At 70.5% G+C, this 17,441-nt stretch carries 14 protein-coding genes; 6 read left to right on the top strand and 8 right to left on the bottom strand.

Going from position 1 to position 17,441, the window contains the following annotated elements:
- Positions 1-16: 16 nt before the first annotated feature.
- Both xylA and DFP74_RS08795 read right to left on the bottom strand, forming a co-directional pair.
- A complete protein-coding gene (gene xylA / locus DFP74_RS08800) occupies positions 17-1,174 on the bottom strand; it encodes a xylose isomerase (RefSeq protein ID WP_121181234.1) in 1,158 nt (385 codons plus the stop codon).
- 77 nt (positions 1,175-1,251) lie between these two features.
- Positions 1,252-3,252 (bottom strand): beta-galactosidase, encoded by a 2,001-nt coding sequence (locus DFP74_RS08795; RefSeq protein ID WP_121181233.1) that lies wholly within the window; start codon positions 3,250-3,252, stop codon positions 1,252-1,254.
- A gap of 84 nt (positions 3,253-3,336) precedes the next feature.
- On the opposite strand from DFP74_RS08795, the gene DFP74_RS34240 reads away from it, so the two are divergent.
- Positions 3,337-5,895, top strand: a complete 2,559-nt coding sequence (locus DFP74_RS34240) for a glycoside hydrolase N-terminal domain-containing protein (protein ID WP_233570881.1) — start codon at positions 3,337-3,339, stop codon at positions 5,893-5,895.
- 106 nt (positions 5,896-6,001) lie between these two features.
- On the top strand, positions 6,002-8,776 hold the full coding sequence (locus tag DFP74_RS08780) for a cellulose binding domain-containing protein (RefSeq protein WP_199725563.1): 2,775 nt from the start codon (positions 6,002-6,004) through the stop codon (positions 8,774-8,776).
- Between the two features lie 100 nt (positions 8,777-8,876).
- Here DFP74_RS08780 and DFP74_RS08775 read toward each other — a convergent pair whose 3' ends face one another.
- Positions 8,877-9,203 carry a MerR family transcriptional regulator gene (locus DFP74_RS08775; protein ID WP_121181231.1) on the bottom strand — a complete coding sequence of 109 codons (327 nt, stop codon included), beginning with the start codon at positions 9,201-9,203 and terminating at the stop codon, positions 8,877-8,879.
- A 1,461-nt stretch (positions 9,204-10,664) separates the two neighbouring features.
- Between DFP74_RS08775 and DFP74_RS08770 the strand changes: the two genes are divergently transcribed.
- Positions 10,665-11,303 (top strand): NADPH-dependent F420 reductase, encoded by a 639-nt coding sequence (locus tag DFP74_RS08770; protein ID WP_121181230.1) that lies wholly within the window; start codon positions 10,665-10,667, stop codon positions 11,301-11,303.
- 60 nt (positions 11,304-11,363) lie between these two features.
- On the opposite strand, the gene DFP74_RS08765 is transcribed toward DFP74_RS08770, so the two are convergent.
- Genes DFP74_RS08765 through DFP74_RS33270 form a run of 3 tightly spaced genes read right to left on the bottom strand, consistent with a single transcriptional unit; the run spans position 11,364 to position 13,172 of the window.
- On the bottom strand, positions 11,364-12,236 hold the full coding sequence (locus DFP74_RS08765; protein ID WP_121181229.1) for a hypothetical protein: 873 nt from the start codon (positions 12,234-12,236) through the stop codon (positions 11,364-11,366).
- Between the two features lie 37 nt (positions 12,237-12,273).
- Entirely contained in the window at positions 12,274-12,771 is a 498-nt protein-coding gene (locus DFP74_RS08760) for an ATP-binding protein (RefSeq protein ID WP_121181228.1), read from the bottom strand.
- Entirely contained in the window at positions 12,771-13,172 is a 402-nt protein-coding gene (locus tag DFP74_RS33270) for a hypothetical protein (RefSeq protein WP_147453842.1), read from the bottom strand. The genes DFP74_RS08760 and DFP74_RS33270 overlap by 1 nt, the downstream gene beginning before the upstream one ends.
- 391 nt (positions 13,173-13,563) lie before the next feature.
- Between DFP74_RS33270 and DFP74_RS08755 the strand changes: the two genes are divergently transcribed.
- Positions 13,564-14,112 (top strand): hypothetical protein, encoded by a 549-nt coding sequence (locus DFP74_RS08755; protein ID WP_121181227.1) that lies wholly within the window; start codon positions 13,564-13,566, stop codon positions 14,110-14,112.
- A 119-nt stretch (positions 14,113-14,231) separates the two neighbouring features.
- Here DFP74_RS08755 and DFP74_RS08750 read toward each other — a convergent pair whose 3' ends face one another.
- Complete coding sequence (locus DFP74_RS08750) at positions 14,232-14,480, bottom strand: DUF397 domain-containing protein (protein WP_121181226.1); 249 nt, start codon at positions 14,478-14,480, stop codon at positions 14,232-14,234.
- Positions 14,477-15,289: a helix-turn-helix transcriptional regulator gene (locus DFP74_RS08745; protein ID WP_121181225.1), complete on the bottom strand. Its 813-nt coding sequence runs from the start codon at positions 15,287-15,289 to the stop codon at positions 14,477-14,479. Before DFP74_RS08745 ends, DFP74_RS08750 begins: the two co-directional genes overlap by 4 nt.
- A gap of 191 nt (positions 15,290-15,480) precedes the next feature.
- Between DFP74_RS08745 and DFP74_RS08740 the strand changes: the two genes are divergently transcribed.
- Together DFP74_RS08740 and DFP74_RS08735 are read left to right on the top strand one after the other, a co-directional pair.
- Positions 15,481-16,005: an ATP-binding protein gene (locus DFP74_RS08740; RefSeq protein WP_121181224.1), complete on the top strand. Its 525-nt coding sequence runs from the start codon at positions 15,481-15,483 to the stop codon at positions 16,003-16,005.
- Positions 16,006-16,050: 45 nt separating this feature from the next.
- Positions 16,051-17,145 (top strand): acyltransferase, encoded by a 1,095-nt coding sequence (locus DFP74_RS08735; protein WP_121181223.1) that lies wholly within the window; start codon positions 16,051-16,053, stop codon positions 17,143-17,145.
- Positions 17,146-17,441: the final 296 nt, after the last annotated feature.

The following is a 17,441-nucleotide window of genomic DNA, read 5'->3' as shown; positions in this document are numbered from 1 at the left end:
GCCGCCCGCGCATCGGCTACCGGACGCCGAAGAGGTGCTCCAGGGCGAGCTGGTCCAGCTTCTCGAAGTGGTAGCCGCGCTCGCCGACCTCCACCAGGTCGATCTCCTCGGTGAGCAGGTCCGCGACGCTCTCGCCCTCGGCGAGCGTGGGCCGGGACAGCTCCGGCACGCGGGCGGCCTCCAGGGCCGCGGCCACCTCGGGGTCGGCGCGGAAGGCGCGGGCCTTCTCCCGCAGGATGAGGTAGTTGCGCATGCACGCGCGCGCCGACTCCCACACGCCGCTCATGTCCTCGGTCCGCGGCGGCTTGAAGTCGAAGTGGCGGGGACCGTCGTAGCCCGCGGTCTCCAGCAGGTCGACCAGGAAGAACGCCTCCTTCACGTCGCCCGCGCCGAAGCGCAGGTCCTGGTCGTACTTGACGCCGCGCTGCCCGTTGAGGTCGATGTGGAAGAGCTTGCCCGCCCACAGCGCCTGGGCGACCCCGTGCGCGAAGTTGAGCCCGGCCATCTGCTCGTGGCCGACCTCCGGGTTGACCCCGACCATCTCGGGGTGCTCCAGCTCGTTGATGAAGGCCAGGGCGTGTCCCACGGTCGGCAGCAGGACGTCGCCGCGCGGCTCGTTGGGCTTGGGCTCGATGGCGAAGCGCAGGTCATAGCCCTGCTCGCGCACGTAGGCGCACAGCAGGTCGAAGGCCTCGCGCAGCCGGTCCAGCGCCGCGGCGTCGTTCTTGCCCGCCTCGGTCTCGGCGCCGTCCTGGCCGCCCCAGCACACGTAGGTGGTGGCGCCCATGGACACCGCGAGGTCGATGTTTCGGATGACCTTGCGCAGCGCGTACCGGCGCACGTCACGGCTGTTGGAGGTGAAGCCGCCGTCCCGGAACACCGGGTGGGTGAAGAGGTTGGTGGTGACCATGGGGACGGCCAGACCGGTCTCCTCCAGGGCGCCCCGGAAACGCTTGAGGATCGCCTCCCGGTCGGAGTCGGAGCTGCCGGGCGGGATGAGGTCGTCGTCGTGGAAGGTGACCCCGTGGGCGCCCAGCTCGGCCAGCCGGCGGACGGCGTCGGCGCCGTCCAGCGGCGGCCGGACCGGGTCGCCGAACGTGTTGACCCCGCGCCAGCCCACGGTCCACAGACCGAAGGTGAACTTGTCCTCGGGTACCGGGCGGAAGTCGTTCATGCGTGTCTCCAGGAGTGGCGAGATCAGTCGGCCCGCTCAGTCTGCCCAGAGTGCGCGTAGTTTGTCTAGTGGAACAACTAATTACCGGCGGCGTGTCCCCGCAAGACCGCGAAGCCTCCTCCCGGGACCATCAGGCCGTCGGCGGCGCGGCCGGTGACCAGGTCGTGGGCGCCCGAGTCCAGACCCAGCCGCACGGGGTCGATCCGTCGCGAACCCGCGCCGTGGTTGGTGACGAACACCCACACGCCCCCCTCGCCGACCCGCCGCACCACGTCCAGCTCCGGCTCCGGGAACGGACCCGTGCCGGCGGCCTCGGCGATGAGACTGCCCAGCCCCCGGTCGGTCAGCCGCGCCGACACGTACCAGGCCTCCCCGGCGCCGAACCGGTGGCGGGTCACCGCCGGTTCCCCGTCCAGCTGCCCGCCCGCGTACCGGGCCACCGCGTCGGCGCCCTCCAGATGGACGCGCTCGCTCCACTGCGTCACCTCCTCGCGAACCGACCCCAGGTCGAGCGCGGCCGTCTCCCCGGGGAACAGCGGGAAGAACTCCTCCACCCGCACCCCCAGCAGGTCGCGCAGCGCGCCCGGGTACCCGCCCACGCGCACCGTGGAGTCCGGGTCGGCCACCCCGCTGAGGTAGGTCACCACGAGCGTGCCGCCGCCCGCGGTGAAGTCGGCCAACCGCTGCGCCGCCTCGTCCGAGAGCAGGTACAGGGCGGGCACGACCAGCAGCGGGACCGAGGGGAGCGGGCGGTCCGGGCGCACGAAGTCCACCGTGCGGCCCGTCCGCCACAGCACGCGGTGCACCTGGCGCACCGCCTCCAGGTAGTCGGTCCGCGCGGGCAGCGACGGGCTGCCCAGCGCCCACCAGCACTCGGGGTCCCACGTCACCGCCGCGTCGGCGACCACGTCGGCCTCCCGCGCCTCCGCGATCCGGCCCAGGACGCCGCCCAGGTCGCACACCTCCCGGAAGATCCGCGAGTCCGCGCCGGCGTGCGGCACCATCCCCGAGTGCCACTGCTCCGCGCCGCCCCGCGAGGCCCGCCACTGGAAGAACATCGCCCCCTGCGAACCGCGCGCCACATGCGTCATGCTGTGCCGCGCGATCTCGCCGGGCGGCTTGGGGCGGGTGACCTCCCCCGTGTACGTCACACCCGCCGCCTGCTCCATCAGCAGCCACGGACGTCCCGGCCCGGGAACACGGGTGGCCCACGACCGCGCCAGGTCGGCGGCGAACGCGGTCTGCTCGGCGCCGTCGGTCCCCGTCCGGTCGGGGTAGTCGTCGACCGAGATCAGGTCCAGGTGCTCGGCCCACCGCCAGGGGTCGACCGGAACCCAGTCACCGAAGGCGAAGTTGGTGGTCACCGGCACCTCCGGCCGGGCCCGGCGCAGGACGTCGGCCTGGTCCAGGAAGTGGTCGAGCATCTCGTCCGACAGGAAGCGGCGGAAGTCCAGCACGTGAGCGGGGTTGGGCCGGTACTGGGTGGCGCGGGGCGGCTGGACCTGCTCCCACGCCGTGTAGGTCTGGCTCCAGAAGGAGGTGGTCCACGCCCGGTTCAGCGTGTCCAGGTCGTCGTGGCGGCGGCGCAGCCAGTCGCGGAACGCGCGGGCCGCGTGCTCGGAGTGCGTCCAGGACCCGTACTCGTTGTGCACGTGCCACATGGCCAGGGCGGGGTGGTGGGCGTAGCGCTCGGCGAGTGCTCCGGCCACGCGCACCGACGCCTCGCGGTAGGCGGGAGCGCACACGTCGTAGGTGTCGCGGCTGCCGTGCGTGAGGCGGGTGCCGTCGGCGGTCACGGGCATCGCGTCGGGGTGGGCGAGTCCGAACCAGGGCGGGGGAGAGGCGGTCGGCGTGGCCAGGGCGACCTTGATGCCGGCGCCGTGCAGCCGGTCCAGGACGCGGTCGAGCCACTCGAACCGGAACTCGCCCTCCGCCGGCTCCAGCAGCGACCAGGAGAAGACGCCGACGGTGGCCAGGGTGACCCCGGCCACGCGCATGAGCTCGACGTCCTCGACCTGAACCGCCTCGGGCCACTGCTCCGGGTTGTAGTCGCCGCCGAACCAGAGTGGAGCGGACATGCGGGACTCCTTGATTGGGGGAGAAAGGCAACTAAGTATGGCGAGTGACTGCCCGCCCGGGCACCCCTCACACCTGGAGCCCCGATGGCCGACTTCCCGCCCATCCTCACCCGCCACCCCGCCCGTGACTGGGAGGACGCACTGATCACCGGAAACGGCCGGGTGGGCGCGCTCGCGCACGCCACCGCCGACCGGACCGCGCTGACGCTCGGCCACGAACGGCTGTTCCTACCGGTCAGCCCGTCCCTGCCCGCTCCGGAGACCGCGCGGATCCTGCCCGAGCTGCGGTCCCTGCTGCGGCGGGGCCGGTCCCGGGAGGCGGCCGAGCGGATCACCGCGTTCGCCGCGGCCGAGGACCCGGGCTACGCCGAGACCCGGTGGATCGATCCGCTGGTGGGCGCCGCCGTGCTGCGCTTCGCGCCGACCGTGCCCGAGGCGGGGACCGTGCCGCGCCGCTGCGCGCCCGACACGGGTGTGGTCACCGAGCGACTGCCGGACGGCACGGTCCACCGGGTCTTCGCCTCGCGCGCTCCCGACGCGGCCGACGCGGTGGTCGCCGAGTTCACCCGGCCGGGGTCGGGCGGCTTGGACGGGTTGCTGCGGCTCACCCTTCTGGACGAAGAGCCCCCGGTTCCGGTCAGTGTGGACTCCGAGATACGGACGGACCGGTTCGCGCTGCGGGTGGGTTTTCCCGAACGCCCGCCGGGCACCCTCCCCGGGTACGCGGTGACGTGCGAGGTCAGTGCGCGGGGCGGCCGGGTGGAGGCTGTCCCGGACGGCCTGCGGGTCCGGGGCGTCGAACGCCTGGTGGTGGTCGCCCGCGTCCTGGTCGGCGTCCCGGGCGAGGCGGAACCGCCGCCGGTCGAGTGGACGGAGTCGCCGATCGCCGACTTCGACGAGCACCTGGCCCGCCACCGGCGGGTCCACGGAGAGCTGATGAGCCGCTTCCGTGTCCACCTCGGCGCTCACGGGCCCGAGGGATTCGCCTACGGCGGAAGGACGCGAACCCGGTCCGATGGTGTCCCCGAGCCGGTGGCGGCGGAAGAGCCTGCCGCTGCCGCGGGTTCTGGAGGTGCCGGTGGGGCGGAGGCGGGAGAGCCTGGTCTGACCCGAGTTCCCGAAGGGGCCCTTGGGCCGGAGGAGTCCAGTGCTCCGGATCGTGCCCCCGGGCCGGAGGCGTCCAGTGCTCCGGATCGTGCCCCCGAGCCGGAGGTGTCCGGTGCTCCGGGTGGCGCCCCCGAGCCGGGGGCGACGGGGGAGGAGCTCCTGGCCGCGGGGGCGACGCCCGAGCTCGTCGCTCGGCTCGTCGACGCAGGGCGGTACGCGATCGTGTCCAGCTGCGGCGACCTGCCGCCCACCCTCCAGGGCGTCTGGAGCGGCACCTACGACCCGCCCTGGCGCTCCGGCTACACCTTCGACGGCAACCTGCCCTCCGCCGTGGCCGCCCTCCACGCCACCGGCACACCCGAACTCATGCTCGGCCTCTTCGACCTCCTCGACGGCATGGTCCCCGACCTCGCCGAGAACGCCCGCCGCCTCTACGGCTGCCGGGGCCTGCTCCTGCCCCCGCACGCCTCCACCGGCGGCAGGCACAACCACTTCGGCCCCGAATGGTGCCTCACCTGCTGGACCTCCGGCGCCGCATGGATGGCGCGGCTGTACTGGGACCACTACTCCCACACCCGCGACCGCGCCTTCCTGCGCGAGCGGGCGCTGCCCTTCCTCACCGCGGCCGCGGAGTTCCACGAGGACTTCCTCACCGACGACGGCTTCGTGCCCTCCTACTCACCGGAGAACACCCCGGCGGACGGTGACGGCCAGGCCGCCGTGAACGCCACCCTCGACGTCGCCGCCGTCCGCGACCTCACCCGCAACCTCGTGCGCGCCCACCGCGAACTCGCTCTGCCGGGCACGCGCCGCTGGCTGCGCCTGGCCGCCCGGGTGCCCGGCTACCGGATCTCCGACGCCGGCGAGCTCGCGGAGTGGGCGGGGCCCGCCGGGCCCGTGCAACAGCGCGACCAGCACGCCCACCGCCACGCCTCCCACCTCTTCGCGCTCTGGTACGAGCCCGACCCCGCCTTCGCCGACCCCCGCCTGCGCGCGGCCGCCGTCCGCACCGTCCGGTCCCGGCTCTCCTGGTGGCGCGGGCAGGAGTCCGACGAGATGGCGTTCGGGCTGGTGCAGCTGGGCTTGGCGGCGGCGCGGCTCGGGCTGGCCGAGGAGGCGCACGAGACGCTCGCGCTCCTGGCGACGCGCTACTGGCGGCCGACCCTGGTCTCCACGCACAACCGGGGTGCGCTGTTCAACGTCGACATCAGCGGCGGCTTCCCTGCGGTCGTCGCCGCGATGCTCGTCGGGTCGACCGAGGGCCGGGTGGACCTGCTGCCCGCGCTTCCACGCGCCTGGCCCACGGGCCGGGTCGAGGGGCTGCGGGCGCGCGGCGGCGTCATCGTCGACCGTCTGGAGTGGGGGAGCGGCACCGGCACCGCGCTCCTGCGGTCCGTGGAGCCCCGGACCGTGCGGATCGGTTTTCCGGCGGGCGCGTTCCGATCGGTGCGGACCGGCCCGCGGGCTCAGGTCCGCGTCCGTTTCCGGCTTTTCTCCGAGCCCGATCGTCGAAGCGCTTCGAAAATTCTGGTTTGACCCCCTTGCTCTCCGTTAGTTGAGTTATCAAACTAATGGGGACTTCGCGCCCGTCCCCGGCGGAATTCCGGCGGAGACGGGTCTACCCCCACCCCTGGAGTCCGTCATGTCTCCGCGCCCCCCGCATCCCCCACACCCCCCGCTCGCGGCGCAGGCCGCGGCCCCCCGCCGCCGGTCCCGACCCGGCCGCACCCTGATGACGGCCGCCGCCGCGGTCCTGCTCGCCGCCACCGGCACCGCCGCCGTCCACTCCGCACCCGACTCGGCCGCGGCCCAGGACGCCTACGTCTGGGACAACGCCCAGATCGCCGGCGGCGGCTACGTCCCGAACATCATCTTCAACGAGTCCGAACAGGACCTGATCTACGCCCGCACCGACATCGGCGGCGCCTACCGCTGGGACCCCGCCACCGAACGCTGGGACCCGCTGCTCGACTGGATCGGCTGGGACGACTGGGGCTGGACGGGCATCGTCAGCCTGGCCACCGACCCCGTCGACCCCGACCGCGTCTACGCGGCCGCCGGGACCTACACCAACGACTGGGACCCGGACAACGGCGCCATCCTGCGCTCCGACGACCGCGGCGAGACATGGGAGGTCACCGAGCTCCCCTTCAAGCTCGGCGGCAACATGCCCGGCCGCGGCATGGGCGAGCGGCTGGCCGTGGACCCCAACGACAACAGCATCGTCTACTTCGGCGTCCGGGGCGGCCACGGCCTGTGGCGCAGCACGGACTTCGGCGAGACCTGGGCCGAGGTGGAGGAGTTCCCCAACCCGGGTGACTACGTCGAGGACCCCGACGACGAGTGGGACGTCCACACCGACATCACCGGCGTGACCTGGGTGGAGTTCGACCGGCGCACCGGCTCCGACGGCTCGGCGACCCAGGACGTGTACGTCGGCGTCGGCGACCTCGACGATCCCGTCTACCGCAGCCAGGACGGCGGCCAGACGTGGGAACCGCTGGAGGGCGCCCCGACCGGGCACCTGCCCGCGCACGCGGTGCTGGACCACGAGGGCGGCCAGCTCTACCTCGCCACCACCGACACCCCCGGCCCCTACAACGGCGAGTCCGGCGACGTGTGGCGCTTCGACACCGAGACCGAGGAGTGGACCAACATCAGTCCCATTCCCTCGGACTCCGAGGACAGCTACCACGGTTACGGCGGGCTCACCGTCGACCGCCAGAATCCCGACACGCTCATGGTCACCTCCCAGATCTCCTGGTGGCCGGACAACCAGATCTTCCGCAGCACCGACCGCGGCGAGACCTGGACGCAGGCCTGGGACTGGGGCAACTACCCCGAGCGCGAGACGCGGTACGAGATGGACATCTCCACCGCGCCCTGGCTGGACTTCGGCGGACCCGGCGAGGCGCCCGAGACCCAGCCCAAGCTGGGCTGGATGAGCCAGGGCATGGCCATCGACCCCTTCGACTCCGACCGGTTCATGTACGGCACCGGCGCCACCATCTACGGCAGCGACAACCTGACGAACTGGGACAGCGACACCACCGTCGACATCGAGGTGAAGGTCCACGGACTGGAGGAGACCTCCATCCACGACCTCGCCGCGCTGCCCGACGGGCCGCTGGTCTCGGTCATGGGCGACATCGGCGGCTTCGTCCACGAGGACCTGGGCACCGTCCCGGACCGGATGCACCAGGACCCCTACTGGGGCAACGGAACCGGTGTGGACTTCGCCGAGCTGGCGCCCGACACGGTCGTGCGCGTCGGTGACGCCGAGGACGAGGAGACCTCGCACATCGGAGTCTCCACCGACGGCGGCCAGAGCTGGTGGTCCGGGCAGGAACCGGGCGGGGTCACCGGCGGCGGCACCGTCGCGGTCAACGCGGACGGCTCCCGGATCCTGTGGAGCGCCGACGGCGCGGGCGTGCACGTGTCCACCACCACCGGGTCCTCCTGGACCGCGTCCTCGGGTGTGCCGACGGGGGCGCGCGTGGAGGCCGACCGGGTCGACCCGGACGTGTTCTACGCCGTCGCCGACGGCGTCTTCCACACCAGCACCGACGGCGGCGCGACCTTCACCGCCTCCGACGACACGAGCCTGCCGGCCGAGGGCGACATCCGCTTCGGTGCCGTTCCCGGGCAGACGGGCGACGTCTGGGTCGCTGGTGGCGAGGAGGACGGCGAGTACGGCATGTGGCGGACCACCGACGCGGGCGCCACGTTCGAGCGGATCGAGGCCGTGGACGAGGGCGACGCGGTGGGCTTCGGCGCACCGGCGCCCGGCGAGGACTACCCGGCCGTCTACACCAGCTCCCGGATCGACGGCGTCCGCGGGATCTTCCGTTCCGACGACGCGGGCGAGAGCTGGACGCGGATCAACGACGACCAGCACCAGTGGGGCTGGACCGGTTCGGTGGTCACGGGCGACCCGGACGTGTACGGACGGGTCTACATCGGGACCAACGGGCGCGGGATCATCTACGGGGATCTCGCCGACGGCGGCGGGAACCCCGACCCCGACCCGACGCCCTCGCCGAGCCCCTCCGAGGACCCGGACCCCATGCCGAGTCCGTCCGAGGATCCCTCACCGGACGAGGGACCGTGCGAAGTCGCCTACACGGTCAACGGCGCCTGGTCGGGCGGATTCGGTGCCGACGTGGTGGTCACCAACAGCGGGAGCGAGGCCGTCGACGGTTGGGAGCTCGCCTGGGACTTCACCGCGGGCGAGCGGGTCACGAGCCTGTGGGGCGGCAGCCACGAGCAGGCGGGCGGCACCGTCACGGTCACCGACGCCGGGTGGAACGCCCGGATCGCACCGGGGGAGTCGGTGACGGTCGGGTTCAACGGCTCCACGGACGCGACTCCGGGTACGCCTGAGGAGTTCACGTTGAACGGGCAGTCGTGCGACTGACCTGACATCCCTCCGTGCAGGGATCGATCGGGGCCTCGAGGACGTCACCGACCTCGGGGCCCCACCCTTCGATACCCGGGGCCGTTGCCCGGGCCGGGGCTCAGTCCTTCTCCGAAGGGGCGGCGGAGCGCAGCTTCTCGTTGATCCGCTGCGCCTCCTCCAGCTGGTCCTCCAGAATGATGATCTTGCAGGCGGCCTCGATCGGAGTGCCTTCGTCGACGAGGTCGCGGGCACGCGAGGCGATCCTGAGCTGGTAACGCGAGAAGCGGCGGTGGCCGCCCTCCGAGCGCAGGGGCTCGATCAGCTTGGCGTCGCCGAGGGCGCGCAGGAAGGCCGGCGTGGTGCCGATCATCGCGGCGGCGCGCCCCATGGTGTAGGCAGGAAAGTCATCATCATCGAACCGGTCACCGGTTGTGTGACGGGACAAGCGCTCTTCTTTCTCTCCTGAACGCACGTCGAGGGCCCCAGCGCCAAGTGGCGCCGGGGCCCGAGAGTTCAATACCACCTACCGGCTGATGCCGGTCTTCCGCTTCCCGAAGTCAAGCTGGGACGGGATCGCGGGGATCGCGGTTGTGAGACCGTGGACCACCTTCTTCCGAACCGGGGCCTGCGGTACCCGAGCAAGTACTGCCTGCGCTCGGGCGATCCTGATGGCATCTACTCCTCTCGATCTCATACGTGCGTTTCATGCTTAGCGGTGCTACCGGCTCCCGACGCCGTACTGCCATGCGCGTCAGTCGAGCCCTACCGCGTCCTTCTTTGCTGCTCCGGAATCCCCTGTGCCAGCGGGACTCCGGTCCTTCTGTACTGCGGTGCTGCCGGCTCCCGACGCCGTACTGCCATGCACGCCGGTCAAGCCTTACCGCGTCCTTCTTTGCTGCTCCGGAATCCCCTGTGCCAGCGGGACTCCGGTCCTTCTGTACTGCGGTGCTGCCGGCTCCCGACGCCGTACTGCCATGCACGCCGGTCAAGCCTTACCGCGTCCTTCTTTGCTGCTCCGGAATCCCCTGTCCTAGCGGTACTCCGGTCCTTCTGTACTGCGGTGCTGCCGGCTCCCGACGCCGTACTGCCATGCACGCCGGTCGAGCCCTACCGCGTCCTTCTTTGCTGCTCCGGTATCCCCGGTGCTGGCGGGATGCCGGTCCTTCTGTACTGCTCCGGTGTTCCCTGTCCTAGCGGGACTCCGGTCCTGCACTGCGGTGTTACCGGCTCCCGACGCCGTACTGCCATGCACGCCGGTCGAGCCCTACCGCGTCCTTCTTTGCTGCTCCGGTATCCCCGGTGCTGGCGGGATGCCGGTCCTTCTGTACTGCTCCGGTGTTCCCTGTCCTAGCGGGACTCCGGTCCTGCACTGCGGTGTTACCGGCTCCCGACGCCGTACTGCGATGCGCGCCGGTCGAGCCTTACCGCGTCCTTCTTTGCTGCTCCGGTATCCCCTGTGCTGGCGGGATGCCGGTCCTACTTTCCTGCTGCGGAATCCCCTGTGCCAGCGGGACTCCGGTCCTTCTGTACTGCTGCGGTGTTACCGGCTCCCGACGCCGTACTGCGATGCGCGCCGGTCGAGCCCTACCGCGTCCTACTTTCCTGCTCCGGAACCCCCTGTGCCAGCGGGATGCCGGTCCTGCTCTCCACCGGCGTATCCGGTGGTCCTGCTGTTGATCTCTGCGGCTACGACAGGAAATCTAGCAGGGCCTCCGCGAGATGTCTACTGCGGCCGATGGAGATTTTCGTGTGTCGCGAGATCGAGTATCGAGGAGGGTCAAGCGCGGCCTCCGGTCATCCATCGGCCAAGGTCAGGCTGTTGCGCGCGTCAGTCCCCCACGTGCGGCCTCCCTGGCAGGAACCTGGAGGCGGGGAACGCAGGACAGCCGAACCGAGGGGGAGGACGATGATCGTCACGATCGTCGGCGCCGGGAACATGGCCCGTGGCATCGCGACCCGGGCGCTGGCCGGTGGGCACGAGGTGCGCTTGGTCGACCGGACGGCGGCCAAGGCCGTGAACCTGGCGCGGGAGCTGGCGGACGAGACGGGAGGCACGGCGACGGGGGGATCGAACCTCGACGAGGGCGCCACAGGCGCGGCCGTGATCGTTTTGGCCGTGCCCTACCCCGCCGGACGCGAGGTGATCCAACAGCTTCCGCAGACCCACCCGGTCGTGGTGGACATCTCCAACCCGGTGGACTACACGACCTTCGACTCCCTCGTCGTTCCGCCCGGGGTCTCGGCGGCCGAGGAGATCGCGGCCGAGAATCCTGGGGCCCGCCTGGTCAAGGCGTTCAACACGACCTTCGCGAGCACGCTCGTGGCCGGCCAGGTGGACGGCCGACCACTCGACGTGTTCCTCGCCTCCGATGACGACGGCGCCAAGGAGACGGTCGCTGGACTGGTCCGCGACGGCGGTCTGCGGCCCCTGGACGCCGGTGTGCTGCGCCGCGCCCGGGAGCTGGAGGCGTTTCAGTTCCTGGTGATGACCATGCAGGACCGGCTCGGCCTGGAGTGGTCCAGCGCGATCAAGATCCTGCCCTGACCCGGGTCGCGGCCCGGGTCAGGGCAGCCCGCCCGGGGCCGGCCGGTCATGCGTCGGTGCTCAGTCGAAGAGGTCTGCTGGCCGCTCGATGGTGACAGCCTTGGGCACCCACTTCTCCAGGGTTGCCAAGTCGGTGCAGCTGGTGATCCTGGACCGCTCTTCGTCGGAGACAGCGAACCCGCGTGCCTGGAGTACCGCGATCACGTTCCGGGCCGCCTCAGCCGCGCGACCCTCTTCGCGGCCCTCTTCCCGGCCCATGCCGACGTACTTCTTGGCGAAGTCACTCTGCCATTCGTAAGTTTCCACGGACATCAAGCCCTCCAGCTCCTTCCGGGCGGCCTCGTTGAGACCGGCCAGGACGTAGTCATAGTAAAACAGGCGGTGCTTCTCGGAGGTGGCGTCCAGCGCCTCCACGAAAGCCTCCAGGGTGCGCGGTTCGGTGTTTCCGTGGGCACGGGCCGAGAAGACCGAGACCTCGGGGATCGCTCGTGCCTGCGCCGGGATCACGATCACCGGCATCTCGGACGGGCCGATCGTGAGAGGTGTCAGGTCGAATCCCGGGTGTCCGATGGAAATCGGGGTGGCGCACCAGCGAGCGATGGCCTCGTTCGGGCACAGAACCATGAGTATTGCGGGGCATTGGAGCCGTAGCCGCAGTGTGGTGAGGTAGGCGGGCCAGCTGTAGCGCTTGTCGTAGTCGCGGCCGATCTGGCGTTCGACCACGATCGCCAGAACGTTCCTGCCGCCGTCACGCAGCAGGACCGCGCCGTCGCTGTTGAGTTCCTTTGGGTCGCAGTTGGTCATCACTGGGCTCGTATTGACCGCCTCGGTATGCCAGGGGACGTCGTAGCCGAGTTCGCGCAGCAGGACGGGCGCTACGGCGGGTTGGTTCTGGATGATCCGCAGCGGGATCTCATGGTCGCGGGTGGGCACGCGGGGGTCCTGACTGTCGAGAGCGGATGCTGGTCGGTCAGCGGGTGAAGACGTAGGGACGCAGGTCGGGCGGCGTCTGGACGAGATCGAGGGTGAATTCGGCCCAGACGTGGGTGCCGAGGTCGGCCCAGGGGGCGAGCCGGAAGTGTCCCCAGGCCGTGGACACGTTCTCGACCAGGACGAGGCCGCGCTGGCCCTCCGCCCAGTCCCATTCGGCCGTGGTGCGCTCGGTCGGGATACGGGGAGTTCCACCGCCTCCGCCACAGTCGCTCAGGGAGACGCGCAACGTGCGACGGTCGGGCATGGACAGGGCTCGAATGACCTCCTTGAACGGGGGTTCGGCCCGGGTGTACTTGGCGGAGTTGGCGAAGAGTTCGCTCGTGACGAGTTGGAGCGTGTCGACCAGGTCGGGGTCGAACCCGGCCAGGTCGGTGGCGAGGTCGGCGCGGACCTGACGCAGGTGGGCGAGGTCGGCCGGGTAGGTCCGGTGTTCCCAGAAGACGGTCGGGCGCGGTGCGGTGGCGATCGCGAGCATCAGACGGCCACCCGCTCGTACTGGGCGCGGCGCGGCCGGGGGACGGGTGCGAGCAGGTCGCCGGGTGCGGTCGGGCGGCCCGCCGTCCAGCGGTCGAGGCGTGCGCGGGCCTGGGCCTGGACACGGGCGAGGTCGCGTTCGCTTTCGAAGGCCCGGTAGTAGCCGCGCACGAGGGCGACGTCTTCGGCCGGGATGCGTTCGCGAGGAGGAGCCAGGCGGGGAGAGGGGCGAGATGCCGGAGGAGCGCTGGCCTGCGCAGGAACGGGGACGGCCGCGTAGCGGCGGACCCTGGTGGAGCGGCGGCGGCGGGCAGCCACGGAGTGGCGCCCGCGCGCGGGAGTGAACAGGGCCCGGAGGAGGGCGATGGCATAGCTGAGGACGGCAGGGCTAAACTGAGCCATGTCGGCAATCCTTGTCTTCAAGGGGTCTAATTGCTGGCCACGGCCTCGGACGCGAACTAGCGTCGCGGGGCCTCCGCTTGTTCTGTTGTGTTTGCCAAGAACATTAGGGCATGTTCGAAGTGAAAGGCGAGCTTACCGGTGAGTATTTTTTCCGGCGCTCGTGATTTTTGGGAATCCCCAGGTCGTGGCGGGTGTTGAGTGGACTCTGTGGAATGGTAGGAATGGTGAGATTTCATCCGAATTATGGCTGATTTGCCCTACCTTCCTGAGTCCCTTCTGTACGAAGGGAGTGGAGCCGGAACCGGAGGCGGCGTTCCGGCGTCGAAGCACCTGCCGCCGGACACCGCCGGAGCAGGCTGGCCACGGGGCGAGCCCGGACGAGAGGACTCACGTGGTCGTGGCCGGGATGCACCACCCTCAGGACCGCAACGCGCTGATCCTCCTGGCCGTCGTAGGCCTCGTGGTCGCCGTGATCGGGCTGGTCGCCTTTCTTTCCACACGGGTGGGACGCGGTGCCGACCCCGAGTTCTGGGGGCATGACGCGACGCCCTGGTACCTGGATCTCCTCGGAGCGCTCTCCGGGCTGCGCGAGAACCGGGAGCAGGAGCGCAGGCGGCGGGGGAACAGCGCGGTGCTGAGGGAACGGGAACGGGAGAAGGCGGAGTTTCTGGCGGTCGAGGCCGCCGGTGTGCGTGGTGAAGCGGATGCGCTCATCACGCGGCTGGGGGAGGAGTTGGCCGGTGTGCCGACCGTGGACGTGGCGGGCGCTGGGATGGTGGAGTTCGAGGAGTTCATGGGGGCCTATGACGCGCTCAAGCGAGCCAACGCGCGGGCCGAGAGCGTCGCCGAAGCCAGGAATGTCCGGTCCGAGGCGCGGGACGCGCTGGAACTCCTACGGCTCTGGTGTGAAGACCGGCGGGAGCAGCGGCCGGAGCAGTAGGGCCGCCGGCACCGTTTTCGCCTGGAACGGCGAGGGCAAGCGCGGAGAGCCCCAAGACCAAGGGACGCGTGTGGCCGCGAGCGGAATCGCTCGCGGCCACAGGTGGTTCGCCGGGGCTTCTAGGGGTGCTGCTTGAGGGAGTCCACGAGCGCGGTCCACTCGGCCGCACCGAACGCCAGGTGCCCGAGCTCGCGGTTCTGGGTGTCCCGCACCGCCGTGGCGACACCCTCGGCGACCTCCACGCAGTTGCCCGTACTACCGCCGCTGTAGCTGGACTTGTGCCACGAGGGTGTGGTCAGCAGGGCTTCGACACAGTTGGTCTCAGCCTTGCTGTAGGTGGACTTCTGCCACGTTCCTACGGTGATCACTCGACTTCTCCTTGTGCTTTCTTGATCAGCGCCCGTGACTGATCAGGGGGGAGGGCGAACCCTCGAAGATCCCCCATCCGGGAGATGTGCTCTTCCACGGTGTCCGTGTCGATGACCACCCCTCCGACTGATCCGGTCTCCAGGTAGAGGAGGTTTCCGGCGTCTGGAACCTTCAAGAGCATGAATCCGTTATCCAGCCCCGGATGGTCCCAGGTGGAGGCGGGGATGATCAGCACCTCCACACGACTCCGCTTCGAGACCTCCCATAGATACTCAAGCTGCTCCCTCATGGTGCCAGGACTACCGAGGCGCCGGTAGAGGACGGTCTCGTCCAGTACGACCGAGAAGAACGGCGGCTCTTCCCGGCTCAGTATGGACTGACGGTCCGTTCGCTCCTGCACCTTTGCGTTCACCGCGGCTTGGTGCTCGGTCCGGCGGCCAGCCCGGATCGAGGCGTACATGTAGTCCCGCGTTTGAAGCAGTCCAGGTACCAGCAGCGGATGGTACTGCTGGATCAGGGTGGCGCGCAGCTCCAGGGTCGGCAGTTTGCGGTACCAGTCCGGCGGCTCGTAGACCTCGTACTGAGCTTCCCACGCGGCGACGACTCGCCCGTCGCTGTTAAGCACGGCGTCGATTCGTTCTGCGGTGTCCTTTTTGGCGCGAGTCTTTCCCAACTCAAGATCACTCACCGACGCCTGCGAGGCCGGTAGCAGTCTCGCGAGCTTCGTCTGCGAAAGTCCCGCGTGTTCACGCAGCCTGCGCACTTCCGCGCCGAATTTTCGAGCCGCCGGGTCCACGCCATCCACCATGTATCGATACCTATCAGGTTTCCATCGGACGCCAACAGTGGCTACGGAGTAATTCCGCTGTTGGAGCCGATCAGTGGAACGGGATCGCATTCCGGTGACACGGTGGTCGGACGAGCAAGAGGCCCGGCGGCTGAAACCGCAGCCCCGGACCGTGGCTCGCACCCGTCACTTCGAGTACACCAGGCACGAACATGAACGAACGTACCTTTCCCGGCCCCGCTCCGGAAGGCATTCCCGCCCCCCGCCGATCGGTGATTCCACCGCCCTGGCGACTGAACCTCCCCTCACCCGGTCGGCACGGCATCGTCCTCGGCTCGGATCCGCACCACGTCGGCCTCGCCCGCCGGTGGGCCGACCGGATCGCCCGGGACACCGACAGCGCGTCCTTCGCCCTGATCACCGCCGTCAGCGAACTCGTCACGAACGCCCAGCGCCACACGCGATCCGGCGACCCCGGCGGCACCACGACCGTCGTGGTCGAACGTCGCCCCTTCGCCTTCGTCCTGACCGTCACCGACAACGGGCCCCGGCCCGGCCCGACGATTCCGGTGCCCCGCATCGAGGACCGCCACGAACCCCTCGCGGTCGGCGGGTACGGACTCCGCATGCTCGACACCCTCGCCGCGTACTGGGACTGGTCCGGGACCGCGGGCGGCCCCCTCACCGTCCGTGCCCTCATCGACCGGAATACCGAACCTCCGAGAGTCGTCGCCTGAGGGACTCGACTTGAGTCATACATAACAAAGTGGTATCGATGGGGGATGCGTCTTGATGTGACCACCGCGAACCGCCAGCCGTCGGCGCCGCCCGTTCCCGCGCCGACGACCAACTGGATCGGGTTCGCCCGGGTCGCCGCGATGGCGGCCGTGGTGATCGTGCACGCGTTCTCGCCGCTGGTGAGCACCGCCCACGCCGACCTCGGCGGTCCGGCCTGGTGGACCGCGCACGTCGTGGACTCCGCGCTGCGATGGTGCGTGCCGGTGTTCGTGATGATCAGCGGCGGTCTGCTTCTGCGCCCACGGGAGGAGGACGCCGGCGCGTTCTACCGCAGGCGCTGGGCCAAGATCGGCGTGCCGCTGGTCGTGTGGTCCATCGCCTACCTGGTCTGGGAGCGGTGGCGCGATGGCCTCGATCCCGCGGGAGCCGTGGCCCAGGCCGCGTCGGGCTCACCCTCCATCCACCTGTACTTCCTCTACGTCATCGCCGGCCTCTACCTGCTCACGCCGTTCCTGCGGACGGTGGTGGCCCACACCCCGCGCACCGGTCTCTGGTGGTTCGCCGGGCTGACGCTGTCCCTGGGCGCCGCCGACCAGCTGCTGGGACTGATCGACGGCGCCGGGGGCGTGACCGCCGCGACGCGCTTCCTTCCGTTCCTGGGCTACTACCTGCTGGGGTGGCTGTTGATGACCAGCACCGCCTGGAAGCGCAACCTCCGCTACGGCTTCGCGGCGTTCGTCCTGGGCACCGCCGCCACCGCGGCGGGAGCCGGGGCGGTCGCCACGTACACCGGGGAGTGGGGGCGCGGCGCCGAGTACGTGTACGGCTACCTGTCCCCGACGGTCGTCGTCGCGTCGGTGGGGGCCCTCCTGCTGCTGCGTGCCGCGGGATCGCGCCTGGCGGAGGGCGAGCACGGTACAGGCCTGGTCGGCAGGGTCGTGGGAACGGTGTCCGGGCTGAGCTTCGGCGTCTACCTTGTGCACGTCATGGTGCTCAACACACTGCGCGACATCGGGGGGACGCCCGACGGGGTCCTGGTGCTGGCCGCGGCGAGCGGGTACGCGATCGCGACCGCCGCCATCAGCCTGCTCCTGGTCGCCGCCCTGCGGCGGATCCCCCTGCTGCGTACGGCGGTCTGATCTCGCGCGGGGCCCGGTCCGGCCCGCCGAGCTCGGCTCGACCGGCGCGGGGTTCGCCCTGACGCGCGCGAAGTCCGACCCGATCCCCGCGGGGCCCGGTCCGGCCGCGGGCCTCAGACCCCGGTGACGCTCGACCTGGTCGAGGAGGTCCCTCAGGGCCTGCCCCCGCTCTCCAGCGCACCATGAGGCAGCTGTGCGGAGAAGGACAGATCGACGTGGCCCGACCAGTACACGCCCGCCCTTGCGTCCGACGGGCTCATGGTGTCGCTGGACCATGGCCGCGTGGCGGTGGACTC

This window comes from Nocardiopsis sp. Huas11 (assembly GCF_003634495.1).
GTDB lineage: Bacteria > Actinomycetota > Actinomycetes > Streptosporangiales > Streptosporangiaceae > Nocardiopsis.
The sequence above is the reverse complement of the archived record's forward strand: the minus strand, read 5'-3'. Positions and strand labels throughout refer to the sequence as shown.

Excerpts from the sequence above, each read along its gene's own strand:
- xylA (WP_121181234.1), bottom strand. The coding sequence starts at position 1,174 with ATGAACGACTTCCGCCCGGTACCCGAGGACAAGTTCACCTTCGGTCTG.
- DFP74_RS08795 (WP_121181233.1), bottom strand. The coding sequence starts at position 3,252 with ATGTCCGCTCCACTCTGGTTCGGCGGCGACTACAACCCGGAGCAGTGG.
- DFP74_RS34240 (WP_233570881.1), top strand. The coding sequence starts at position 3,337 with ATGGCCGACTTCCCGCCCATCCTCACCCGCCACCCCGCCCGTGACTGG.
- DFP74_RS08780 (WP_199725563.1), top strand. The coding sequence starts at position 6,002 with ATGTCTCCGCGCCCCCCGCATCCCCCACACCCCCCGCTCGCGGCGCAG.
- DFP74_RS08770 (WP_121181230.1), top strand. The coding sequence starts at position 10,665 with ATGATCGTCACGATCGTCGGCGCCGGGAACATGGCCCGTGGCATCGCG.
- DFP74_RS08760 (WP_121181228.1), bottom strand. The coding sequence starts at position 12,771 with ATGCTCGCGATCGCCACCGCACCGCGCCCGACCGTCTTCTGGGAACAC.
- DFP74_RS33270 (WP_147453842.1), bottom strand. The coding sequence starts at position 13,172 with ATGGCTCAGTTTAGCCCTGCCGTCCTCAGCTATGCCATCGCCCTCCTC.
- DFP74_RS08745 (WP_121181225.1), bottom strand. The coding sequence starts at position 15,289 with ATGGTGGATGGCGTGGACCCGGCGGCTCGAAAATTCGGCGCGGAAGTG.
- DFP74_RS08740 (WP_121181224.1), top strand. The coding sequence starts at position 15,481 with ATGAACGAACGTACCTTTCCCGGCCCCGCTCCGGAAGGCATTCCCGCC.
- DFP74_RS08735 (WP_121181223.1), top strand. The coding sequence starts at position 16,051 with ATGCGTCTTGATGTGACCACCGCGAACCGCCAGCCGTCGGCGCCGCCC.